Annotated in this window: 22 protein-coding genes and 1 tRNA gene; 8 read left to right on the top strand and 15 right to left on the bottom strand. The window is 68.2% G+C overall.

From position 1 onward, the window contains the following. Positions 1-8 precede the first annotated feature (8 nt). Together ACW18C_RS02980 and ACW18C_RS02975 are read right to left on the bottom strand one after the other, a co-directional pair. A complete protein-coding gene (locus ACW18C_RS02980; protein WP_492072731.1) occupies positions 9-1,424 on the bottom strand; it encodes a hypothetical protein in 1,416 nt (471 codons plus the stop codon). A 155-nt stretch (positions 1,425-1,579) separates the two neighbouring features. Beyond that, positions 1,580-2,677 carry a P63C domain-containing protein gene (locus ACW18C_RS02975; RefSeq protein ID WP_492072730.1) on the bottom strand — a complete coding sequence of 366 codons (1,098 nt, stop codon included), beginning with the start codon at positions 2,675-2,677 and terminating at the stop codon, positions 1,580-1,582. Positions 2,678-2,840: 163 nt separating this feature from the next. Here ACW18C_RS02975 and ACW18C_RS02970 point away from each other — a divergent pair, with 163 nt between their 5' ends. Genes ACW18C_RS02970 through ACW18C_RS02960 form a run of 3 tightly spaced genes read left to right on the top strand, consistent with a single transcriptional unit; the run spans position 2,841 to position 5,736 of the window. Next, a complete protein-coding gene (locus ACW18C_RS02970; RefSeq protein WP_492072729.1) occupies positions 2,841-3,773 on the top strand; it encodes an ABC transporter ATP-binding protein in 933 nt (310 codons plus the stop codon). Beyond that, positions 3,773-4,540 (top strand): ABC transporter permease, encoded by a 768-nt coding sequence (locus tag ACW18C_RS02965; RefSeq protein WP_372705327.1) that lies wholly within the window; start codon positions 3,773-3,775, stop codon positions 4,538-4,540. Before ACW18C_RS02970 ends, ACW18C_RS02965 begins: the two co-directional genes overlap by 1 nt. Before the next feature lie 41 nt (positions 4,541-4,581). Continuing rightward, complete coding sequence (locus ACW18C_RS02960; protein ID WP_492072728.1) at positions 4,582-5,736, top strand: hypothetical protein; 1,155 nt, start codon at positions 4,582-4,584, stop codon at positions 5,734-5,736. A 51-nt stretch (positions 5,737-5,787) separates the two neighbouring features. Here ACW18C_RS02960 and ACW18C_RS02955 read toward each other — a convergent pair whose 3' ends face one another. The 3 genes from ACW18C_RS02955 to tsaD are packed head-to-tail and all read right to left on the bottom strand — an operon-like array spanning position 5,788 to position 8,370. Continuing rightward, the gene (locus ACW18C_RS02955) at positions 5,788-6,165 is read right to left on the bottom strand and encodes a Rieske (2Fe-2S) protein (protein WP_035307947.1); all 378 of its coding nucleotides are present in this window, start codon (positions 6,163-6,165) and stop codon (positions 5,788-5,790) included. Next, the gene (locus tag ACW18C_RS02950) at positions 6,158-7,156 is read right to left on the bottom strand and encodes an NAD(P)H-dependent glycerol-3-phosphate dehydrogenase (protein WP_492073962.1); all 999 of its coding nucleotides are present in this window, start codon (positions 7,154-7,156) and stop codon (positions 6,158-6,160) included. Before ACW18C_RS02950 ends, ACW18C_RS02955 begins: the two co-directional genes overlap by 8 nt. Positions 7,157-7,182: 26 nt before the next feature. Continuing rightward, the gene (tsaD, locus tag ACW18C_RS02945; protein ID WP_492072727.1) at positions 7,183-8,370 is read right to left on the bottom strand and encodes a tRNA (adenosine(37)-N6)-threonylcarbamoyltransferase complex transferase subunit TsaD; all 1,188 of its coding nucleotides are present in this window, start codon (positions 8,368-8,370) and stop codon (positions 7,183-7,185) included. On the opposite strand from tsaD, the gene hemC reads away from it, so the two are divergent. The 4 genes from hemC to ACW18C_RS02925 all read left to right on the top strand — a co-directional run bounded on the left by hemC (position 8,369) and on the right by ACW18C_RS02925 (position 10,902). After that, on the top strand, positions 8,369-9,322 hold the full coding sequence (gene hemC, locus ACW18C_RS02940; protein ID WP_492072726.1) for a hydroxymethylbilane synthase: 954 nt from the start codon (positions 8,369-8,371) through the stop codon (positions 9,320-9,322). The genes tsaD and hemC overlap by 2 nt on opposite strands. After that, entirely contained in the window at positions 9,319-10,059 is a 741-nt protein-coding gene (locus ACW18C_RS02935; RefSeq protein WP_492072725.1) for a uroporphyrinogen-III synthase, read from the top strand. The genes hemC and ACW18C_RS02935 overlap by 4 nt, the downstream gene beginning before the upstream one ends. A gap of 40 nt (positions 10,060-10,099) precedes the next feature. Further along, positions 10,100-10,175 (top strand) — tRNA-Thr (locus ACW18C_RS02930). 373 nt (positions 10,176-10,548) lie between these two features. After that, the gene (locus ACW18C_RS02925; protein WP_008262454.1) at positions 10,549-10,902 is read left to right on the top strand and encodes a helix-turn-helix domain-containing protein; all 354 of its coding nucleotides are present in this window, start codon (positions 10,549-10,551) and stop codon (positions 10,900-10,902) included. 4 nt (positions 10,903-10,906) lie between these two features. On the opposite strand, the gene ACW18C_RS02920 is transcribed toward ACW18C_RS02925, so the two are convergent. From ACW18C_RS02920 to ACW18C_RS02905, 4 genes are read right to left on the bottom strand one after another with little or no spacing between them, the layout of a single operon-like run. Next, the gene (locus tag ACW18C_RS02920) at positions 10,907-11,266 is read right to left on the bottom strand and encodes a hypothetical protein (protein ID WP_492072724.1); all 360 of its coding nucleotides are present in this window, start codon (positions 11,264-11,266) and stop codon (positions 10,907-10,909) included. Between the two features lie 21 nt (positions 11,267-11,287). Further along, positions 11,288-11,737 (bottom strand): hypothetical protein, encoded by a 450-nt coding sequence (locus ACW18C_RS02915; protein ID WP_492072723.1) that lies wholly within the window; start codon positions 11,735-11,737, stop codon positions 11,288-11,290. A gap of 14 nt (positions 11,738-11,751) precedes the next feature. After that, the gene (locus tag ACW18C_RS02910; RefSeq protein ID WP_492072721.1) at positions 11,752-12,093 is read right to left on the bottom strand and encodes a hypothetical protein; all 342 of its coding nucleotides are present in this window, start codon (positions 12,091-12,093) and stop codon (positions 11,752-11,754) included. Between the two features lie 28 nt (positions 12,094-12,121). Further along, positions 12,122-12,568 carry a helix-turn-helix domain-containing protein gene (locus ACW18C_RS02905; protein WP_292147236.1) on the bottom strand — a complete coding sequence of 149 codons (447 nt, stop codon included), beginning with the start codon at positions 12,566-12,568 and terminating at the stop codon, positions 12,122-12,124. Between the two features lie 145 nt (positions 12,569-12,713). Between ACW18C_RS02905 and metK the strand changes: the two genes are divergently transcribed. Further along, entirely contained in the window at positions 12,714-13,919 is a 1,206-nt protein-coding gene (gene metK, locus ACW18C_RS02900) for a methionine adenosyltransferase (protein WP_154726806.1), read from the top strand. A 4-nt stretch (positions 13,920-13,923) separates the two neighbouring features. Here metK and ACW18C_RS02895 read toward each other — a convergent pair whose 3' ends face one another. The 6 genes from ACW18C_RS02895 to ACW18C_RS02870 all read right to left on the bottom strand — a co-directional run bounded on the left by ACW18C_RS02895 (position 13,924) and on the right by ACW18C_RS02870 (position 23,012). Continuing rightward, positions 13,924-15,195 (bottom strand): pentapeptide repeat-containing protein, encoded by a 1,272-nt coding sequence (locus tag ACW18C_RS02895; protein ID WP_492072719.1) that lies wholly within the window; start codon positions 15,193-15,195, stop codon positions 13,924-13,926. 53 nt (positions 15,196-15,248) lie between these two features. Next, complete coding sequence (locus ACW18C_RS02890) at positions 15,249-15,878, bottom strand: bifunctional diaminohydroxyphosphoribosylaminopyrimidine deaminase/5-amino-6-(5-phosphoribosylamino)uracil reductase RibD (RefSeq protein WP_035307921.1); 630 nt, start codon at positions 15,876-15,878, stop codon at positions 15,249-15,251. Then, positions 15,875-16,588 (bottom strand): 2,3-diphosphoglycerate-dependent phosphoglycerate mutase, encoded by a 714-nt coding sequence (gpmA, locus tag ACW18C_RS02885; RefSeq protein WP_008260311.1) that lies wholly within the window; start codon positions 16,586-16,588, stop codon positions 15,875-15,877. Before gpmA ends, ACW18C_RS02890 begins: the two co-directional genes overlap by 4 nt. Before the next feature lie 279 nt (positions 16,589-16,867). Next, entirely contained in the window at positions 16,868-19,396 is a 2,529-nt protein-coding gene (locus tag ACW18C_RS02880; protein WP_492072717.1) for a TonB-dependent receptor plug domain-containing protein, read from the bottom strand. A gap of 220 nt (positions 19,397-19,616) precedes the next feature. Further along, positions 19,617-21,545 (bottom strand): methyl-accepting chemotaxis protein, encoded by a 1,929-nt coding sequence (locus ACW18C_RS02875; RefSeq protein WP_492072715.1) that lies wholly within the window; start codon positions 21,543-21,545, stop codon positions 19,617-19,619. A gap of 66 nt (positions 21,546-21,611) precedes the next feature. Next, a complete protein-coding gene (locus ACW18C_RS02870; protein WP_492072714.1) occupies positions 21,612-23,012 on the bottom strand; it encodes an OprO/OprP family phosphate-selective porin in 1,401 nt (466 codons plus the stop codon). Positions 23,013-23,069: the final 57 nt, after the last annotated feature.

The following is a 23,069-nucleotide window of genomic DNA, read 5'->3' as shown; positions in this document are numbered from 1 at the left end:
CTATCGCATCAGACGACGCCGGGCGAGGCCCCAGTCGTCGCGCCAGTCGTCACACCTGTCGTCGCCCTTGCGGCCTCGGCGGCGGCCGCGCGCCGTCGCACAGCCCGCGCCGCCTCCAGCGCCTCGACCAGGGTCAGGAAACGGGCCGCCGTTCCGACCAGACGCAGGGCCTGATCGGGATCGGCCACATCGCCGTCGGCGATGCTGTCCAGCGCCTCATTGGCCCAGGTGGACAGATAGTCGGTCAGCTCGGTCTTCAGCGCCATCCGGTCCGCCTCGCAGCCGAAGGTGTTGGCCGCGCCGCGCAGGCCCGAAACCGCCCCCAGCAGGGCGGCCGCCGCCTCGATGGGTTCGCCCTTGGCCGGCGCCTCCAGCCAGGGGCACAGGCGCGTCATCCGCCCGGTCAGGACCTGACGCTTCATCGGCAGGGCGGCGTGGACGGCGGCCGAGGTCGACTTCATCAGGCCCGACAGCTGGCCGGCCACCTGGACCCGCGCCATCCGCGCCGTCTTGCCCCAGGGCGAATCGGGCCGGACCATCAGGGTCATGTCCATTTCGGCCAGCACCCCGGCGCACCAGGTCGCGTCCTCCACCGCCTGGGTCATGTCCGGCCCGTCGCGGGGCGACAGACAGGCGGCGATGCGCTGGACACGGCTCTGGACCGACGTCAGCAGCCGTTCGACGAAGACGCCCATTTCGGAATGGCTGAGAATGGCCTCAGTGTCGGCCAGGCGGCTGGTGCGCGTGACGATCCGCAGCATCCGCTCAGCGTCGGCGACATGGGCGAACAGAATGTCGATCATCCGCCGCCCGCCCTCGGGCGATATCGCCAGACAGTCCTGGATCAGCAGCCGCAGCCCCGCCAACTGATTGTCGTCGGGCCGCTCCAGCCAGACCGACAGGCGGGCCACGGCGGTTCGCGCCAGGGGCGCCAGGTCGAAACAACCGGCCAGTTCCGCCGGGCTGGCGGCCGGGGTTTCAGCCTGGCCGGCCGTCGGGTCGGGCCATTGGTCGTCCGGCCAGACGTCGCGAGGCCGGTCCCGCAGCACCGCAGCCGCCCGTGCGCACAGCCGATCCGCCGCCAGGGTCCATTCGCCCTCGCCGACGCCCGCCCCGTCCAGCAATCCCAGGAAGGCCTCCTCGCCCGTCCGCGCCTCGCGCCAGACCCGCGCCAGGACGGCCGGCGGAAAGATCAGGGCCGGAGTTCGGTCGGCGCGGGGTTGGAACAGGGGGAGAAGGGGGGCGAAGGCCAGGTCGCGCCGGGCGCGGTCGCGCGCCTCCTGCACGATCATGGCGGTCAGTTCCGCCGCCTTGTCCCCGCCCAGGGACGGGACGGCCGCCCGCAGCTGCGTCAGGACCGCGTCAGGCGCGGCCTGGACGACCGCCTGCAGGGCGGCGCGGTGGGCGACGGACAGCGAGGACAAGAGGCACTCCCGTCTGCAGGCGACGAAGACGCCACCGTGCCGTCTTTGGGTTAACAACGGCTTCTCGTGCTTACAAAGACGGGGCTTGGGAAGGGTTACGACGATGCCGAGACGTCATGGCTAACCGCCACGAGAATGTAAAAACGGTAGTGCCGCTAGAGCAACCGCTCTGAAGCCGGAGTGGTTGTCGAAGATTGCGCGATAGGCCGCTTCGAAGCGATGAGTGAAGGTTTAGGCGGCGGCAAGCTGAATGTTGAGCCGCTGAAGGGTATTTGCCGAGTATCGTCGAACTTCGGATAATACTCTTCAAGTTTCGTTTTGAACTCGGCCCAGGTCCCCGACATGCGCATCAACAGCACCACACCCTCCAGCAAGCGCTCCAATGCCGGCTTTCCTTCCTCGGGCGTCAGAAGCTGTGTTAGCTTTTGGGTTGGCTTTCCTTTTTCGTTGCGCCGAACACGGGCGTGCAAAGCTTCGCGGACACCGGGGGCGAGGCGTTCGTAAATATCGTTTGTCCAAGTGCCGATGACGCCTGGTCGAGCCGTGTTCTCTGGGTCAAAATCCCAGCCGTTCAGGCGGTAGATGTGGCGGTAGAAACCAAGGTCAAACATTTTGACCCAAGGACGCGCTTCCTTCTCGACATACTGGTCAATGATCTTGTTGATTGCGCGCCGCTTGCGCATGTCTTCGAAGCCGGTCGCAAGATCAACCAGGTCGTCGATGGCGTGGTTCGTCAGCGCTTTAAGGAAATCGCGACAGGCCGTGCCGATATGTTGTTGGCTGGGTAGAAGCTTTCCAGCCACAAGCGCATCCTGATAAACCCAGCACACGTCAGGAAGCATTCGCGCACGGTATCCGAAAGCGCGCCCCTGATATCCCGGTCCCCGCAATGGGACGAATTCGATCGGAATCGTGGACGCTATCAGCTCGTCGGAAATGAAGGGTTCTAGATTTTGTGCGCGCAAGAAGGCGGGTTTTCCATCGATACCAGCTCCCTCGCCACCTTTCGCCTTACCCGCGCGTCCGATTGCCGTCAGGAAGCCCTCTTGCGTCAGCACACGGGTTTCATCCTCCAGCACCGCGCAGGGGATACGTAGTGTCCCGATAATCAGTGTACCTTCTGCGATGGCCTTCGGCAGTCCTTTGCCGTGCTTTGCCAAGGCCGCCTTGCGTGCAATGGCACTCCTCTCGGCGGGAGAAAGCCGACGCGCCCTCGCCAAGCCGCCTTTGGATTGAGCCTGATGGTCGTCCATAACGAATCCTGCTTGCTGCCAACAACAGCAAGCATATGCTTGCTCAAATATTTTAGCAAGCAAGCGCCTAATGATTGCCGCTGGCCCCTTGAGCCCTGCGAGGGGAACGCCATATTCCCGCCACGACGACGCCAGGCGTTTCCGCCTCGGATCAGGAGCGCCCATGCCGGTTATCGAGATCGAAGGCCTGACCAAGACCTACAAGTCGGGGCTTCAGGCGCTGAAACGCGTGGACCTGACCATTGAGAAGGGCGAGATCTTCGCCCTGCTGGGTCCGAACGGAGCGGGCAAGACCACCCTGATCTCCATCGTCTGCGGCATCGTCAACGCCACGACGGGCACGGTGATCGCCGACGGCCACGACATCCGCAAGGATTTCCGCGCCGCCCGCACCAAGATCGGACTGGTGCCGCAGGAACTGACCACCGACGCCTTCGAGACGGTGCTGGCCACCGTCACCTTCAGCCGGGGCCTGTTCGGCAAGGCGGCGAACCCGGCCCTGATCGAGCAGATCCTGAGAGACCTGTCCCTGTGGGACAAGCGCGACGCCAAGATCATGACCCTGTCGGGCGGGATGAAGCGCCGGGTGATGATCGCCAAGGCCCTGAGCCACGAGCCGGACATCCTGTTCCTGGACGAGCCGACCGCCGGGGTGGACGTCGAACTGCGCCGCGACATGTGGGCCATGGTCCGCAAGCTGCGCGAGCGGGGCGTCACCATCATATTGACCACCCACTATATCGAGGAGGCCGAGGAGATGGCCGACCGGGTGGGGGTGATCCTGAACGGCGAACTGATCCTGGTCGAGGAAAAGACCGCCCTGATGAAGAAGCTGGGCAAGAAGACCCTGACCTTGAACCTGATCGAACCCCTGCCCGCCCTGCCGGCCGATCTGTCCGACTGGGATCTGGCGCTGAAGGCCGACGGAAGCGAGCTGGAATATAGTTTCGACGCCAACGCCGACGACACCGGCGTGCCCTCGCTGATCCGCCGGCTGGAACGGCTGAATATCGGCTTCAAGGATCTGAACACCCGCCAGAGCTCGCTGGAAGACATCTTCGTCAGCCTGGTCCACCGCGATGGGGAGACCGTCTGATGAACTTCAACGGACATGGCGTCTGGGCCATCTATCGGTTCGAGATGGCGCGGGCCCTGCGCACCATCTGGCAGAGCGTGGTCACGCCGGTGATCACCACCGCCCTCTATTTCATCGTCTTCGGCAGCGCGATCGGCAGCCGGATGGAGGCGATCGACGGCGTGGCCTATGGCGCCTTCATCGTGCCGGGCCTGATCATGCTGAGCCTGTTCACCCAGTCGATCTTCAACGCCTCCTTCGGCATCTATTTCCCGAAATTCACCGGCACCATCTACGAGATCCTGTCGGCGCCCGTGTCGTCGCTGGAGGTGGTGATCGCCTATGTCGGGGCGGCGGCGACCAAGTCGGCGGTGCTGGGCCTGATCATCCTGGCCACCTCGACCCTGTTCGTGCCGCTGCAGGTGCTGCACCCTGTAGGCATGCTGGCCATGCTGGTGCTGATCTCGGTGACCTTCAGCCTGTTCGGCTTCATCATCGGCATCTGGGCCGGCAGTTTCGAACAGCTGAACTTCATCCCCATGCTGATCGTGACGCCCCTGACCTTCCTGGGCGGCTCCTTCTATTCGATCAACATGCTGCCTGACGTCTGGCGCGCGGTGGCCCATTTCAATCCGGTGGTCTATCTGATCTCGGGCTTCCGCTGGACCTTCTATGGCCAGGGCGACGTTCCCATCGGCATCAGCGTGGCCGCCACCCTGGGCTTCTTCGTCGTCTGCCTGGCCGTGGTCATGTGGATGTTCAAGACCGGCTACCGCCTCAAGAGCTGAGCCGTCACGAAACCGGCCAGATCGCCAGCGATTAGAGTATCATGTCCGACGACGCCAAGATCACCCCCGCTACGCCGCCCGCCTCGAACGGTCCATCGGGAGGACCGCCGGAGCCGTTCGTGCGCAAACAGGTGACCTGGGGGCGCATGCCCACGACCACCTTCCACGTCGGCCCGGTGCCGGTCGCGCCCAATCCGCTGGACCGGATTCCCAATCGCCCGCCGCGCACGACGCCGCTGGGCCAGACAGGCCCGAGCGGGGGCCAGGTTTCGGGACAGGTTCAGGAGCCGCCGCGCCGTGTCCCTGCGCCGCGCGCCGGCGGCAATATCCTGAGCGGGTCGCTGATCCCCCAGGCGCGTCCGCGCTCCGGTCCGGTGACGCCTGCGCCACAGCCAGAGCCCGCACCCGCGCCCAGCGCCGACACGACCGTGCGGCCCCTGCCCGGCGCGGGTCTGACCAACGCTCCTTCGGCGCCCGCCCCCCTGCCCCCCGTCTCGGCCGAACCGCCAACGGCGCCTGTCGATCAGCCCGATGTCGCCGAACAGGCCGCCGCGGCGCCCGTGGTCGCGGCCCCCGCCCTGGCCCCGCTTGAGCCGTCTCCTGCTGTTGAGGCCGCCCCTTCGGTCACGCCCAGTTTCGCGCGCGCCGCGCCCCGGCGGCCGTCGCGCCTGCCGCTGTACATCGGCGTCGGGGTGCTGGCGGTTCTGGCCGTGGGCGGCGGCCTGTGGTTCGCCCTGCGTCCCGCCCCTGTGGCCGCGCCGGTTGCCCCCGCCCCGGCGGCGGCGCCCGAAGCCGTTGCGCCTGAAGCCCTGACCCCGGCCGCCGCGCCCGTGGAGACGCCGGTCGAGACCGCAGCGCCCGTTGAAGCCGCACCGGTCGAGGAAACACCCGCGGGTGCGGCCGCGCGGCCAGCGGCGGCCCCGGCTCCGACAACGGCCCGGACCACGGGCCGGACCACGCCCCCGACCTCGTCCGCTCGCCCCGCGACGACGACGCGTCCCCAGACGCCGGCGCAATCAACGACGCAAACCCCGGCGCCCCGGGGCCCGACGGCTCAGGCCCCGGCGGCCGTCTCGACGCCCCCCTCCGCAACGCCGGCGCCGGTCGTCGTCGTCGCGCCCGCACCGACCGCCGCGCGTCCGGCCCAGACCGACCCGAACGCTCCGGTCGTGACCCGGCCCCAGCCCCTGGACTGAAGCCGCTGGACTGAAGCCGCTTCCGCCCCAGCGCCCCGGCGTGTGGGGCGGTTAGGCCGTGCGGATGACGCCGCCGCTGGTCGTCACCGGCCAGGGCGTCAGTCGCCCGCCGGCGCAGGGGCCGCCCTTGCATTCGCCGGTCAGGGGTTCGAACACCGCCCCGTGCCAGCCGCACAGGATCAGGGCGCCGTCCGGCGTCAGATAGCGGTCGATCTCCATGGCGATGGGAAAACCGGCGTGCGGACAGCGATCGACCCAGCCGGCCACCGCCCCGTCCTTGCGCACCACGAAACCATGGAAGAAGGCCTCGCCGATCTGAAGCACGAAGCCGCGCGCGCCGGGCTCGGCGATGTCGGCCTCGGCGCACAGGGCCACGTTCGGCGGCGTCTTCCAGACCCGTTTGCGCTCGCTCGGCGTCTCGTCAGACACGTTCGGCCTTCAGCGGGCGCGACAGCAGGCCGTCGATCAGGCCGTCCACGGTGATCTCGCCCGCCAGCAAGGCGGCGATGCCCTCGGCGATGGGAGTCTCCACCCCCAGCCGCGCGGCCAGGGCGCGCACGGCCGGCGCGCTCTCATAACCTTCGGCCACCGAACGTTTGCCGGCCAGGGCCTGTTCCACTGTCTGGCCTTGGCCCAGGGCTAGGCCCAGGCTCATGTTGCGCGACTGGGGGCTGGAACAGGTCAGGACCAGGTCGCCCAGGCCGCACAGGCCCGCCACCGTCTCGGCCTGTCCACCCATGGCGACAGCGAGGCGGGTCATTTCCGCAAAGCCGCGCGTGATCAATGCGGCGTGGGCGCTGCGGCCCAGCTGCCGTCCCTCGGAAACACCGCAGGCGATGGCCAGCACATTCTTCAGCGCGCCGCCGGCCTCGGCCCCGACCAGGTCTGTGGCCAGATAGGGCCTGAAGCCCGGGGCCGACAGGGTGTTCAGCAGGGCCTGGCCCAGCAACGGGTCGGCGCAAGCCAAAGTGACGGCTGTCGGCAAGCCGCGCGCCACTTCGCCGGCGAAACTGGGGCCGGACAGAACCGCCGCCGGGGCGTCCGGCAGGGTCTCGGCCAGCACCTCGGTCATCAGTTTCATCGTGCGGCGCTCGACCCCCTTGGAGCAGAGCACCACCGGCACGCCGGCGCGGTGATGGGGCGCAAAGGCCGTCAGGGTCGCCCGCATATGCTGGGCCGGGGGCACGGCCAGGATCAGGTCGCAGTCGCGCAGATCGGCCAGATCGGCGGTGAATTTGAGAGCCTCGGCCAGGGTGACGCCCGGCAGATACAGGTCATTGGCCCGCGTCGCCGCCAGGGTCTCGACCAACTGGGGCTCGCGCGCCTGAAGCGTGGTGTCCAGTCCGGCGCGGACGCAGACCTGGGCCAGGGCCGTGCCCCAGGCGCCGGCGCCGATGACCCCTGCGGTGCGGAATTCCATGCGCCCTCCCGAGGCGGTCTCGTTGGTCATGCTTTCGCGCCCTTGCGGCCCGGCTTGTGCGAAGGATCGGCCAGGGCGCGGGCTTCGTCCAGCGGCCATCGCGGCCGGGCGACCACGTCGATGTCGCTGGTCAGCCCCAGGGCCAGCCGCTCGGCTCCCGCCAGGGCGATCATGGCGGCGTTGTCGGTGCAATAGGCCATGGGCGGCGCCAGGAAGTCGAAGCCGTGTTTCGCCGCCGTCGCCTGCAAGGTCGCGCGGATCGTCTTGTTGGCCGCGACGCCGCCCGCGACCACGAACAGCCGGTGATCGTGGGTCTCGGCATAGGCGGCCAGGGCCCGCTCGGAGCGATCCGACAGTTGCCGGGCGATGGCGGTCTGGACCGCATCGGCCAGATCGGCCCTGTCCTGCTCGGTCTCGCAGGTCTGGGCGATGCGGAAGGCGGCCGTCTTCAGACCCGAGAAGGAGAAGTCGCAGTCCTTGCGGCCCAGCAGGGCGCGCGGAAGATCGATCTTCGAGCCGTCGCCCTGCATCGCCAGCCGCTCCAGCGCCGGCCCGCCGGGATAGCCGAGGCCCAGGGCCTTGGCGATCTTGTCGAAGGCCTCGCCGGCCGCGTCGTCGATAGTGGCGCCGATCCGGCTCATGTCGCCGACGCCGCGCACCTCCAGCAGTTGGCAGTGGCCGCCGGAGACCAGCAGCAGCAGGAAGGGATAGGTCACTTCCTCGCCCAACCGGGCCGAGACCGCGTGCCCCTCCAGGTGATTGACCGCCACCAGGGGCAGACCCCGCGCCAGGGCCGCCGCCTTGCCGAAGCTGAGGCCCACCATGACGCCGCCGACCAGGCCCGGCCCGGCCGTCGCGGCGATTCCGTCGAGGCCGCCATAGCCCAGACCGGCTTCGGCCATGGCGCGGCGCGTGACCCCGGCGATCATCTCGACATGGCTGCGGGCGGCGATTTCGGGGACGACGCCGCCATAGGCCGCGTGATCGTCGATCTGGCTGTGGACGACCGAAGACAGGACCTCGGCCCGGCCGCCCCGTTCGGACGGGTGCAGGCGCACCACCGAGGCGGCGGTCTCGTCGCAGCTGGTCTCGAGACCCAGCACCGTCAGGGGTCGGACATCGCGTCCGGTTGCCGCTGCGGCGCCGCTGCTATAGTCGGCGGAACTCTCCATCGGGTCGAGGTAGCGATCCGGCGTCCGGTAAGCAACGATCATGAACCTTCCTCTCCGCATCGGCACCCGGCGGTCCAAGCTGGCCCTGGCCCAATCGGGCATGATGCAGCGGGCCATCGGCCGGGCGCTCGGCGTGGCCGAGGCCGACATCGAGACCGCCGTGCCCCTGGTCGAGATCGTCACCACCGGCGACCGGATCCAGGACCGCCGCCTGATGGAGATGGGCGGCAAGGCGCTGTTCACCAAGGAGATCGAGGAGGCCCTGCTGGACCGGCGAATCGACATCGCCATCCATTCGATGAAGGACGTGCCCGCCGAACAGCCCGAGGGCCTGTGCATCGCCGCCATCCCGGAACGCGAGGACGCCCGCGACGCCTTCATCAGCCGCGACTTCGACAGTTTCGACCAACTGCCCTTCGGCGCACGGCTGGGCACCGCCAGCCTGCGGCGCCAGGCCCAGGCCCTGGCCCTGCGGCCCGATCTGAAGGTCGAGATGCTGCGCGGCAATATCGACACCCGGCTGCGCCGCGCCGCCGAGGGGGATTTCGACGCCATACTGCTGGCCGTCTCGGGCATGACCCGGCTGGGCGTGACCGAACATATCCGCGAGAAACTGTCGCTGGACGCCTTTTTGCCGGCGCCGGGCCAGGGCGCCCTGGCCATCCAGACCCGCGCCGAGGACATCGACGCCCCCTGGGTCGCCGCCCTGAACCATCCGGAGACCGCCGTCGCCGTCGCCGCCGAGCGGGGGGCGATGACGGCGCTGGAGGGATCGTGCCGCACGGCCGTCGGCGCCTACGCCCTGATCGAGGGCGACACCCTGCGCCTGACCACCGAAATGCTGAGCCCCGACGGTTCGGCCCGCTGGCGCCGCGTCGGCGAACTGTTCCAGCCCACCGAGGCCGACGCCCGCGCCCTGGGCGAACGGCTGGGCGGCGAGGTCCACGCCTTCGCCGGCGATCAGGAGGTCGATCCGGCGAGCCTGGACGGATGACGGCCCCGGGCGCCGCGGATCAGAGCCCCCGCGTCTGGATCACCCGCGCCCAGCCCGGCGCGTCGCGCACCGCCGGCCGTCTGCGCGACATGGGGTTCACGCCCCTGATCCAGCCCCTGCTGGCGGTGGAGACCCTGAGCCCGCCCGTACCGGATCTGGATCGGTTCGCGGCCCTGGCCTTCACCAGCCGGAACGGCGTCGCCGCCTTCGCCGCCCTGACGTCCAGGCGCGACCGGCCGGTCTTCGCCGTCGGCGACGCCACCGCCCAGGCGGCGCGCGAGGCCGGCTTCGTCGCCGTCCGCTCCGCCTCGGGCGACCTGACCGCCCTCGCCCGCCGGATCGCCGCTGAACTGAGCGACGCCGCCCTGCTGGCGCCCCAGGCCGAGACGCCCGCCGGCGACCTCGCCGCCGCCCTGGCCGCCGCCGGCGCCCGCGCCGTCAGCCTGCACCCCCTGAACGTCTATCGCACCGCCCCGACCGCCGCCGCCGCGCCGCCAGAGGCGTTCGACGCCGTGCTGATCCACTCCCCGCGCGCGGCCCAGGCCCTGGCCGCCCTGGTTCCCGTCTCCCTGCCGGCGGCGCGCCTGACCGGCGTCGTGATCGCCTGTATCTCGCCCGCCGCCGCCGCGCCCCTGAGCGCCGTCGGCCTGACGCCGGCGGTGGCGGACGCCCCGGACGAAGCCACATTGCTCGCGACCTTGAAAGCGGCGCTTGGCAAGCGCGATACGCCCGTATAAAGAGCCCCTCTCGCGCGGGCTGCTTCGCCTCCGCAACCGGGCCGCTTTAGCTCAGCCGGTAGAGCACCTCATTCGTAATGAGGGGGTCGCGTGTTCGAGTCACGCAAGCGGCACCATCGTTTCCGGGCCTTCAAATAGAACAGTGTTCGCCCTGAACCTGGGCGCGAGGCCCAGTATCGGGTCGCTGCGGGCGTATCGATTTCGGATCCGAACCGTAGTCTTCAGGCTTCCCTTCGGGCAGTTTTCAGTCCCTTGAGGCAGCCCCATAAGGTATCCTGTTCACATGAGGCGAGCTTGAGACTCCAGTATCGACTGGAACAGTCTTGGTTACTTTCGTTTCAGTTGCGAAGGATTCGCTCACAACCTCTCCCTCAAGTTGAATATTTACCTATTCGCGGTACGTAGGATTCCCGTATCGTCGAGCTTTGGCTTGACGCCCTTGTCATTTTCAGGCCTGACGCAGGTATTCTCGCACGCCCGAAGGCCAAGATGAACGACGCAGTCGACCCAGTAGACATCGCAATCGGCGCCCGCATTCGCGCCCGTCGCGAGGAACTCCGCATCACCCAGGCGCAACTGGCCGCCGGCGCCGGCGTGACTTTCCAGCAAATTCAAAAGTATGAGCGGGGCGTCAACCGCGTCTCGGCCGCACGCCTGCTGCAGATCGCAGCGGTGCTGAAGTCCACGGGCGCGGCTCTGCTGGGCGAACTCGAGACGGCCGAGGGCGATGAACTGGCTCTGGCCGCGCCGGGCGTGGCGGAACTGTTGTCCGCCTTCCGCAGCATCCGGGACGCTGAAAAGCGCGACGCCCTCCTGGTCGTGGCCAAGGGCCTGCGCGACTGATCCGTCAGACCTGAGTCTGTCTCAACACCCGCTCCACCGGTTCGCCGCCCCGCGCGCCGACCGAAGCATCGGCGAGCCAGGTCTGGACCGCGACGATCGCACGAAGATCGAGACCGTCGGAGCGTCCCGCATCGGCGATGTTCTGGCGCACGACCTCAAGCAGACAGGCGGCCTCCGCAGCGTTTGCGGGCTGGTGGTTGAGCAGGCTGGTCTCCGCCTCGACCATCGGTCCGAGATCCAGGTCGGCCAGCAGATTGTCCTCGCTGCCCGAGAGTCCCGCTCCGCCGAGTTTCTCGGCCAGTCGGGTCGTGTCGAACCATGACCGGAAAAGCGGCATGAAGGTCTTCAGAGGTTGGGTATCCACGCTGTGATGTCCTTGTAGATTTCAGGCGATGCGCGACTTGGCGCTGAGGGATTGATGTCTGGCGTAGGGGGCCGAGGTCGCTTCCCAGACGCCGATCAGACCGAGGATCATGATCTCCACCCAGACCACCATCCGCGTCGTCACGATCGACCAGGTGAGGACGTCGGATCCGAACAGAGATGCGACGTGAGTGCCGAGCGCGAGAAGCTGGGCCCCGGCCGCGAACAGCAGCCACCAGCGGTCGTAGCGAAGGCTGAGTCGGACGAACCAGACCAGAAGACTGAAGGAAACGGCGGCCACCGCCCATCGGAACTGACCACCGATGACGAGGTGATCGACCCAGCCCGAAACCAGTTGCACGACGAAAAGCCCTGCGGCCGCCTCCCGTTCGGGGCGCCCCCCCTTCCAGATGAGCAGCCCGAGCGCCAGAATGGTCAGGGCCGTGCCGAAGATCCAGAGCGGCGAAGGCATTCCGTCAGAACCGATCAGGCGGCCAGGTGCAACACGCCGGACGGCGCCGACGCCTGGGCTTTGCCCTTGTCCTCGCTCATGCCGTCCAGACGCCAACCGATCGCGTGGTCGTCCGCCACGATCGACAGCCCCGCGTGGCCGGCGGCGACCGCCGCACGAACCGTCGTGAGCCGGTTCAGACCGGTCACGATGTCCTCCAGCGCCGCCTGACCGACCTCGGCCGCCAGACGCGCCTCGAGCCGCCCCTCGAGCGCGGTCTGGATCAGCTTGCAGACCTCGATCATGGCCTGGTCGATCGCGTGTTCGGCGGTCCTGACCTGGCGAGCGACTTTCACCCCGACGTTCATGTTTCGCATTCTGCCGTCCTCCAAAAGGATCCCCGCGTCAGCGGGCCCATTCGGGAGCGATACGGTCGAACAGGGAGGGAACCACCATGCCTGCCGTCACGATCCCGATGGCGAGCAAGAGGGCGACGGCGGCCCCCGCCACGATGACCGCCAGTCGTGCGCCGACGCCGCGAGGCGGAGCCGGCAAGGACCAGGCGGACCGAACGAGCGGGCCGTCGTCGTCCGATTGTCCGGCCGACGCCGCATCACCAAGCCCGTCTTCCGCCGGTTCGGGAATGAGTATCGGCTCCCCTGAGTAGCCGTTACTCAGCCGCCGGGCCGCCAGTCTGCGGTCCGAGACCTTCAGTTTGACGTAGGCGCGATGCAGGTGATTGCCGACCGTGCGGGGGGAAATGCCCAATCGCGCAGCGATCTCCTTGTCCTCGAGGCCCAGGCCGGCCAGGCGAACGCACTCGATCTCTCTTGGCGACAGGCTTTCAGGCATTCACGCGCTCCCCGCCTCGTCATAGCGGATTTCACCGGCACGACCAGACACGGCGCGGTTCCTGCGAACCAAAGACGGGAAGATCACTTGAACATATAAGCATGTCTTTATATGTTTGCCGGGCTGACATTGACAGGAGCCTCTTTTGGCCGCTCGTTCTTCCTTCCTCTTCACCTCGGAAAGCGTCTCCGAGGGCCACCCCGACAAGGTCGCCGACCGTATCTCGGATACTGTCGTCGACGCCTTCCTGTCGAAGGATCCCGAGGCCCGCGTGGCGTGCGAGACCCTGGTCACGACCCAGCGGATCGTCCTGGCCGGCGAGGTCCGCGCGACCCAGCCGGGCAACACCAGGGAACAGAACGAAGCCTTCACCCAGTCCATCATCGACAGCCTGGAGCCTCTGGTCCGCGCCGCGGTCAAGGACATCGGCTACGAGCAGGACGGCTTCCACTGGGAAACGGCGGAATACGCCTGCCACCTGCACGCCCAGTCGGCCGACATCGCCGTCGGCGTCGACTCGACCAATGAAAAGGACGAGGGCGCCGGCGACCAGGGCATCATGTTCGGCTACGCCTCGAACGAGACGCCGGAACTGATGCCGGCCACCCTCCAGTACAGCCACAACATCCTGAAACGCCTGGCTGATGTCCGCCACGCGGGCGGCTCGCAACTGGAGCCCGACGCCAAGAGCCAGGTGACGATCGAATACGAGGATGGCAAACCCAAGCGCGCCGCCTCCATCGTCCTGTCGACCCAGCACGCCAAGGGGCTGAGTTCGGAACAGGTCGCCGAGATCGTCAAACCCTATATCCTGGAAGTCCTGCCCGAGGGCTTCACCGACGAGAACACCGTCTGGCACATCAACCCGACCGGCATCTTCGAGATCGGCGGTCCGGACGGCGACGCCGGCGTGACCGGCCGCAAGATCATCGTCGACACCTACGGCGGCGCGGCGCCCCACGGCGGCGGCGCCTTCTCGGGCAAGGATCCGACCAAGGTGGACCGTTCAGCCGCCTACGCCTGCCGCTACCTGGCCAAGAACGTGGTCGCCGCCGGTCTGGCCGACCGCTGCACCATCCAGATCTCCTACGCCATCGGCGTGGCCAAGCCCCAGTCGATCCACGTCGATCTGCACGGCACCGGCAAGATTTCCGAGACCCTGCTGGAAGAGAAGCTGCTGGGCCTGATCGGCGGGGCGACCCCGCGCGCCATCCGCAGCCATCTGGGGCTGAACAAGCCCATCTACGCCCGCACCGCCGCCTACGGCCATTTCGGCCGCGAGCCGGACGCCGACGGCGGTTTCAGCTGGGAAAAGACCGATCTGGTCGAGCAGTTGAAGGCGCTGGCCTGATCGCTCAGGCGGCCTGATCGTCCAGGGTCAGGCCGCGAACGCCCGTCAGATTGGCGCCCGTAAGGTCCAGCTGACGGGTCTGGGCGCCGTGCAGGATCGCCCGGCCGAGGTCCGCGCCGGTCATGACGGCCCGGCGCAGATCCGCGCCCGACAGATCCGCCCCCCTCAGCACCGCCCCGGTCAGGTCCGCCGACAGCAACCGGTCGGCCGCGATCAGCAGGGGACCGAGTTGGGCGCCGCGCAGATCGGCGCCGTTCAGCTTGGCGTTCTTCAGGCGCGCGCCGCGCAGATCAGCGCGATGGAGGTTGGCCGAACGCAGGTCGGCGTTCTCCAGATGCGCGCCCTGCAACTGCACCCCCTCCATATCCAGCCCGTAGAAGATCGCGCCCTTGGCCGAGAGGGCGGTCAGGTTCAGGCCGGTGATCGACTTCAGCGGTCGCAGGTCCACGCCGTCGAACACCGAGGGCTGGCCCTCGCTTCCGCCCGTTTCGCACCAGCGGGCGTGTTCGCGCAGCATTTCGGCCGCCGGCATCCGGGCCACGGACTCGCCGACCGTGCTCTTGTCCGTCAGGGCGCCTTCCATATTGGCGCCGTCGGCGCACCACATGGTCATCTTGCAGCCCACCAGAATGGCGTCGCGCATGTCGGCGCCGGACAGATTGGCGCCCGAGAGGTCTGCGCCCGCCAGGTCGGCGCCGCGGAAATCGGCCTGTTTCAGGTTGGCGCGGACCATCTTGCAGTCCTTCATCACCGCGCCGGAGAAGTCGGCCTTGATGGCGATGACGCCCGACATCTTGGAGCGTTGCAGGTTGGCGCCGGCCAGACAGGCGCCCGTCGCCTCGGTCTCCTCGCGCTGGCGCGGCTCGATCACCTTGAAGCCCAGTTTGGCGTCGGCGGCGGCGATGGTGCCCTCGCGCAGGTCGGCCTCGAACAGGTCCGCGCCGGACAGGTCGGCCCCGCGCAGACAGGCGCCGCGCAGGTCGGCGCGACGCAGGCTGGCGTCAGCCAGGACGGCGTCCTGCATGTCCGCGCCGAAGAAGATGGCGTTGTCCAGCTTGGCCCCGGTCAGGTCGCACCCCTCAAGACAGGCGGCGGCGAAGTCGGCGTCGGCCAGGTTGCGCCCCTTCAGGCTCAGAAAGGAGATGTCGAGCCAGGCGAAGACCGCGCGGGCGCCGCCGGGGCGGGCCTGGAACAGACGGTCGTGCCGGGCGCAGACGAGGTCCAGCTCCGCCTGGGTGAGGCGCTTGCGTACAAGGGGTTCAGCAGCCTGGACCATTCAGCCAGATTAACCGCAACCGGCTTAAGAAAGCCTTGCGCAACAGGCGGTTGTCACTCGGTCAGCAGACCCTGTTCGCGAAGGGCGTCGGCCAGATCTCCCGCAGAGGTCCAAAGGCGGGTGTAGCCCGCCTCGCCCAGCCGCTTCAGCTCAGTCACCAGATCGGCCTTGGCCGCAGCGACGAACCGACCGTCAAAGCCCACGCCGTCCGTGCTGATCCGCACCATGGGCCGCCCCGTCTCCAACCGGTGCAGGAAGCCCTCGCACAGGGTCGCGCCCTCGTCGCACATCAGGCCGGTCTCGACCGTCAGACCCTTCGCGCGCAGACGTTCGGTGCCGCGCCCGGCGGCGAAGGGCGAGGGGTCCAGACAGGCGATGACGACCCGCTCCACCCCCGCCTCGGTCAGGAAATGGGCGCAGGATTGGCGGCCCGACGACCGGGCGCCGCAGGGCTCCAGCGTGACATAGACGGTCGCGCCTTCGATCTCGGCCCCGGCGGCCGGCACGGCCTGTTCCTCGGCATGGGGACGCCCGCCCGGGGCCGTGGCGGCCTGGGCGATGATCCGACCGTCCTTGACGATGACGCAGCCCACGGCCGGATTCGGCCAGGTCTCGCCCATGCGGGCGGTGGCCAGATCGATGGCCTGGGCCATGAAGGCGCGGTCGGCGTCGGTCCAGCTCATGCGACGGTCGGCAGCTCTTCGGCGCGGGCGGCGTCGAGATAGCGGGCGGCGGTCGGCTTCAGATCGGCGTCCAGATCGATCTCCAGCGGATTGCCCGTCGGGATCTCCACGCCCACGATCTTGTCGTCCGGTACGGCGAACAGGAGTTTGACGATGGCCCGCAGGGAGTTGCCGTGGGCGGCGATCAGCACGTCCTCGCCCGCCTTCAGGCGCGGGGCGATCTCGGCGTTCCAATAGGGTTCGACCCGCTCCAGCGTGGTCTTCAGGCTTTCGGTGTCCGGGATGGGCTTGTCGGCGTAGCGGGGGTCGGCGTTGAAATCGAATTCGCCGCCCGGCGCCAGCGGGGGCGGCGGCACGTCATAGCTGCGGCGCCAGATCTTGACCTGATCCTCGCCGTGCTTCTCGGCCGTCTCAGCCTTGTTCAGCCCGGTCAGACCGCCGTAGTGGCGCTCGTTCAGGCGCCAGTCCTCGATCACCGGGATATCGGTCAGACCCGCCGACTGCAGGGCCAGGGCGCCGGTGCGCTTGGCGCGCGTCAAAACCGAGGTGAACATGACCGCAGGGGTGAACCCGGCCTCGGCGATCAGTTCGCCGCCGCGACGCGCCTGGGCCTCGCCTTCCGCCGTCAGATCGACATCGACCCAGCCGGTGAAACGGTTTTCAAGGTTCCACTGGCTCTGGCCATGGCGGAGCAGGATCAGGCGCGGCATTCGATCAGTCCTCGGCAAAACAGTCTGTCCGGGTAAGCCGCAGTCATGAGCCGGTCAAGGCTTGCGCGCCCCGCCGTGTTGCAACGCACAGCCCAGGCGCCGCGCGCTCGGCTTGTGGCGGCCCGGGGCGGCCGCTAGGCTGTCGCCATGTCCGACCATCTGTTCTTTCCCCTGGCCTTCGTCGCCATCGCCGCCCTGATCGCCCTGGCGGTGGTCTGGCCCTGACAGGTCGGAGGGCCGACAGGGCGGAACGGCGCGAGCCCCGCCCTGCCCCTCGGATCAGTACAGGATCTTGCGCAGGTTAATCCGGAACACCCGCCCCTGCGGGTCCAGGTAGTCGCGCTGATAATTGACCGGCGTCGCCCCGTCGCTGCTGGTGACGGACGTTCGGTCGTCGAAGATATTCTGCACCCCCAGACCGACACGTGATCCCTTCAGGAAGGGAAAACGTTCGACCCAGGCGGTGCGCTGGGTCAGATCGGCGAAGGCGAACAGGTTGACCGTCGTGCGGTCCGAGAAGTCCAGATCGGCCGACCCTGCGGTGTCGCCCTCGACCGTCGTGCCCGACCGCCAGTTGGCGTTGACGAAGGCGCCGAAGCCGTTCTTGAACAGGCCGGTCTGCACCTGGACCTCGTGACGCGACTGGCCGCCCGAGCCGGAGATGGAATCCCCGTCCAACAGGTTCAGGGGCGCCAGGCCGTCGCGGATCACCACCTCGTCCTGGACGCGCCAGGTGTGCGTCAGGGAGAAGTTGAACATGCCCTGGCCGGGTTGCATGCCGGGGGCGGCGGAGCCGCGCAGCCGCCCGCCGCCAGGACCGCCCGGCCCGCCGCCCATACGCATCGCCCCCCCGGGGGGCCGGCCGCCCGGGCCGCCCGGCCTCTGACCCATCATGGCCGGATTGGGCTTGCCGAAGGGCTTGGAGAAGTTGAAGCCCCACTGGACGTCCTGCTGCTCGCGGCTGGCGAAGTTCAGCGGACGGGCGTCGATGGACAGCAGGGCGCCAGGCACATTCGGATCGGCGCCGGGTTCGGGCGCCGCGCGGGTGAACCGCTCCGGCAGGGCGGCTTCGAGGTCGGGGGTGATGGCGGGGAAGCCGGAAATCTCATCCTCGACCTCGGTGCGGGTATAGGCGAGATTCAGGCGCAGATCGGTGGCCGAAAGCGGCTGCCAGTTGACGCCCAGCTTCAGGATTCGACGGTTCTCCGCCTTCAGGTTCGGATCGCCGCCGGTGATCTGGACGACCTGGACGGTCTGGCCGGTCGAATAGTCGAAGACGGCGGTGTTCGGCGTCGAGATGGTGGGATCGTTCAGTTGCTGGATCGTCGGAGCCTTGTCCTCGTCCGAATAGTTGGCCGACAGGGACAGTCGGGCGACCGGCGACCAGTTCAGACCACCGCCCAGCGTCGAGACGCCGCCGAAGTCCGACAGTTCCTGATAGGCCAGGTTCATATTGGCCGACAGATCGCCGATCCTGGGCAGGACGCCGCGATCGACGCTGGAGATCGGAAGATCGAAATTGGCCTGCAGGCTGCCCAGGTCGCGCGCCTGGGACCGGTCGGTCGTCACGCCTGAACGGACGCTTTCGGAATCCAGGGACTGATGTTCGCCTTCGACCTTGAAGGTCGTGGTGACGCCACCGGCCGGCAGTTCCCAGGCCGTGCCGTTCAGCACCAGTTCGGCTTCCGCCGACTGGGAGATCGAATTGGCGGTGTCGCGGGCGGACGTCGTCACCGCGCCGGTCAGGTCGCCGAACGGGTTCACGGTCGTGTCGCCCGCCGTGATCGCGGCCTGCAGGGCGGCGGCGCTGACGCCGCGTCCGGTGGTGGTGTCCGTCTCGGTGCGGCTGTATTCGCCCGTGGCGGTCCAGCGCCAGTCCCCGAGGTAGCCGTCGAACACCGTGCCCAGTTCCGCAGCGCGCGTATTGGTCTGGCGCTGCAGGGCGTCCGGCAGGCCGACGTAGCGATACAGATCGGCCGCCGCCCCGCCGGGCGACCAGGGATTGCCGGCCGGCAGGCTCAGACTGAAGCTGGGCAGACCCGAGTAGCTGCGGCTGCTGCTGTCCTCCAAGCTGCCGCTCAGGGTCATGCCGACCTTGTCGTTCAGGTCGTGCTTGTAGGTCCCCGCGACCGACGCCTCGGCCGCGCGCGGCAGCAGGGTGCGATAGGCGTTCCGCTCGCCGTTGTCGCCCGCCGAGTCGACCCTGTTCGAGTCGGTGCGGTCGATATTGCGTTCGGTCTCGTACAGGGCGTTGCTGCTCTCGCCGTTGATGTCCAGCGACCAGCGGTCGGCCCCGGCGATCTTGAGAAGGTTGTTCTCGCTTGCCGTCGTCGTCCGGCCGCCCTGGTCCGACCGGCTGACGTTGACCGAGGCGGTCAGCGAGCGGAAGTCGGCCTTCAGCACGATGTTCACGACGCGCTGGTTGGCGCTGTAGCCGTAGGACAGGGCCGTCTCTTCCGGCAGGACGTCGAACCGCTCGATGGCCTCGGGCGGAATGCCGCGGATTTCACGGAAGCCGGAGATGCGACGGCCGTTGACCAGGAAGACCGGGGACCCGCCGCGCGCGCTGCGGGTCTGGGCCTCCAGCAGGGTCACCAGTTCGCCGATATTGGTGGCGCCGAAGGCCTGGATCTGGGCGGCGTCATACGAGACGATCGGTTCCTGTCCGCCCAGGGCCACGCCGCGCTTGGCGGCCGTCACCTCGATGTCGGGCAGGACCGTCGTCACCTCTTCCTGCTGCAAAGGCTGGATATCGGCGGCGCTGGCGGTCGGAGCGAGTGCGAGCAGCATGAGCGCGGTCGGAGTCATGAAAACCGTGTTCCAGAATGTAGATTTCAGGCCCTTGGGCGCGAAAAACATGGCTGGAAAGCGGCGGAATTCATGACGTTTTGGAAAGCGTTGCATGCACCCCACACAGCCTGAACTTGTGCGACGGAAACGGATCGGCGGCGCGTTCAACAGGGTTGGACTCGGGTCTTGCACGTCCGATGACAGGGCGGGGCGGAACCTTGGTCCCGCCCCCTTCTGATCAGAATTCTTCCCAGCCGTCGTCGTTCGAACCGACCGTCATGTCGCGGCCGTTGGCGACCTTGACCACGCGCTGTTCCGCGCGAGGGGACGGGCGGGGCGCAGAGCGCGCGGACGGGGCTGCGGGCGCGGCTGAGACCGGCTTTCCGCCCGAGACCTGGAAGAAGGACACCTGGGCCGACAGTTCGGCGGTCTCCTGGCGCAGGGCGTTGCTGGCCGCCGTCGCCTGTTCGACCATCGCAGCATTTTGCTGAGTGACCTGGTCCATCTGGTTGACGGCGACATTGATCTCGTGAAGGCCGGTCGCCTGCTCCTTGGCGGAGGCGGCGATCTCGACCACCAGATTGCTGATGTCGTTGACCTGGGACGCGATGGCCTGCAGGGCCGAACCGGCCTCGCTGACCAGGCGCACGCCGTTCTCGACCTCGGCGCCCGAACTGTTGATCAGGGTCTTGATCTCCTTGGCGGCCTCGGCCGAGCGCTGGGCCAGGGCCCGCACTTCAGAGGCGACCACCGCGAAGCCGCGTCCGCTCTCGCCGGCCCGCGCCGCCTCGACCCCGGCGTTCAGGGCCAGGAGGTTGGTCTGGAAGGCGATCTCGTCGATCACGCCGACGATCTGGCTGATCTGGCGTGAGCCGTCCTCGATCTTCTGCATGGCCTGGACGGCGTTCATCACGACCGCGCCCGAGGCCTGGGCGCTCTGGCGGGCGCCGCTGGTGACCGTGGCGGCCTGGGTGGCGCCCTCGGCGGTCTTGCGGACCGTGACCGTGATCTCATCCAGGGCCGCGGCGGTTTCCTCCAGGCTGGCGGCCTGTTGTTCGGTGCGGCGCGACAGGTCGTCGGAGGCCTGGCTGATCTCGCCGGCGCCGGAGTCGATGCCGCGGACCGACCCGAGCACGCCGGTGACCGTCTCTTCCAGACGGGAGATCGAACGGTTGAAATCGGTTTTCAGGACTTCGCTGCGCGCCGGGAAGGGCGCGTCGATGCGATAGACCAGATCGCCGTCCGCCAGGGCGGACAGCCCCTTGCCCAGGCTTTCGATCACGACCGCATTCTCGGCCGCTTCCTGCGCGGCGGCGGCTTCGCGGCGCCGACGCTCGACTTCCGACTCGTCGCGCATCGTTTCCGTTTCGAGCTCCAGCGCCTTGGCGCGCAGGCTGTTGTCGCGGAAGATCTGCATGGCCTGGGCCATGGCGCCGACCTCGTCCTTGCGGTCGGTGTCGGGGATGGCGACGTCCAGCTTGCCGTTGGCCATGACCGACATGGCGCCGGTCATGCGGCGGACGGGCGCGACCATCAGGATGGACAGTTGCACGCCCAGGAAGACGGCGGCGGCGACCAGGATCAGCCCCCCGACCGCCAGGGCGATGAAGGAGGCGGTGATCGCCGACGCCTGTTCGGCGTCGCGCACGTTCATCCGCTCGATCTCCATATCGCGGATTTCGGTGACGGCCTTGGTGATGTGGGTGACGCGCACCCGATCGCCGGAATCGATCACCACGCGGCGCGCGGCCTCGATACGCGAAGGGTCCAGCGCCGCCTCAGTCAGCGGCGTGCCGAACTCGGTGCGCCAGGCGGCCGCGCTGGTCTTGGCCTTCTCAACCAGCGCCTGCTCTTCCGGCGTCAGGTTGGCGGCGCCCAGAGCGGCGACCGAGGCTTCGAACTGTTCCCAGCCCTTGCGGTAGACTTCGAGATAGTCGGCGTTTCCGGTCAACAGCACGCCGCGCATCTGTGAGTTCAGGCGAATGACGCCCTTCTCGGCCACATGGGTGTGGTCGATGATCGACTTGCTCTCGGCGTTCAGTTCGGCCGCTGTCTTCATCTCCGACAGCTGGAAAAAGACCGCCCCGATCATGGCGGCCGCTACGGTCAGCAGAAGGGCGAAGGCGATCGCCAGTTTCCGCTGCATCGGGATGTTCTTCGGGTTCATGCGATCATCTCGGCGGCTTTGGAGCGCAAGCCCGGAACGGCGGACCGTTCCGGGCGGGTTTCAGGTCTAGAAGGCGGTCTGGACGCGGACGGTGGCGGTGTTGCCGCTGTCGTCGCCGACGAAGGTCCCGGTGCGGTTATCGACCGACCAGGCGCTCCAGTGGGTGGAGACGCGGGTGTTGTTCGTCGGATACCAGTTGACGCCCAACAGCCAGGTGTCGGCTTCCCCCCCGGTCGGGTTGTCGCTGTAGTCGGCGGTGTCATAGCGGCCGACGATTTCGACCGCGCCGTAACCATCGACGCCCAGCGGCTTCAGCACCTTGGGACGCGCCCAGGTGCCGGTACGGGGCGAAAGGGGCGGCTTCTCGCCGGTGATGAAGAAGCCCGCCGAAATGCTATAGCCGTCCTGGTCGAAGTCCCGCGCGGCGGTCTCCAGCACACGCCGGCCGCCTTCGGCCATCAGCCAGCCCGAGCGATGCACCCCGCCCAGCTCCAGCCCCAGGCCCTTGCTGCCCTTCGGATCGGCATAGGTTCCGGCCGAGAGACGCAGATTGTCGTTACCGCGCGACGAGACCACCAGGCTGCGCGAACCCACCGATGCATTCGGCGTCAGATCCTCGATAAAGCCCCAGCCGCCGATGTGCAGGAAGCCGTCGTCGGTCTTGAAGGGCGACCAGTGGGTGCGGCCCATCAGGGTGACGGAGTCATTCGTCGTGCCGCTGCTGATCGCGTCGCCGGTCAATGACAACGAGGCGTGCCAGACGCTGCCGATCAGCTTGGAGGTCACGCCGACGCCGTAGGAGCCGCGCTCCGGCCCCACCGTCGAGATCGCCATGCTGCGCTCCAGGAACGGAACCACATCCTCGGCCGTGCCGCATTCGAAACAGCGATCGTTCAGACGTTGGCCGACGGACACCTCAAGATCGCGGCCGCCCACTTTGCGGCTATAGGCGATGAAGGCGTTGGCGACGCTCATCGCATTGTCGGCGATGTCGCCTTCGATCCAGTAGCTGAAGCCCCCGGGGGTCTTGCCCTGGGCGCCCAGGCGCAGGCCGCGCAGTTCGGTGGTGGTCAGGTTGCGGCCGTCGAAGTCCGAACCGAAGGTGTTGGACAGGTCGGCCGTGACGCGGATGCGCGGCTTGAAGGTGAAGCCGCCGTCCGGGCTGCGCAGTTCGGGAAGGCCGCTCGACCAGTCGACGCTGGAGGGCGCGCTGGCGGCCTGGACGACCGGGCGCGGCGCGGCGGCGGCGACCGGCGGCGGCGTTCCCGCGGCAGCGGGCGCGGCGGCGGCCGTCTGAGCCTGGACCTGCGACTGGGCCTCAAGCTGTTCGAGGCGCGCGGACAGGGCCTGCACCTGGGCGCGCAGGGCGGCGATTTCTTCCGCCGTCGGCGTTGACGACTGGGCGAAGGCGGATGTGGCGAGCGCGGCGAGGCCGACACCCGCTGCGAGGGAGCGGTGAATAATCATGAATAACGCTCATAGGGTGCGACTGTTAAGGAAGGCCCAAATGGCTATAAGCAGAAA

It is taken from the genome of Brevundimonas sp. FV1ye7S, from assembly GCF_058680995.1.
Note: the sequence above shows the minus strand (reverse complement) of the source record. Positions and strands in the feature narration are given on the sequence as shown.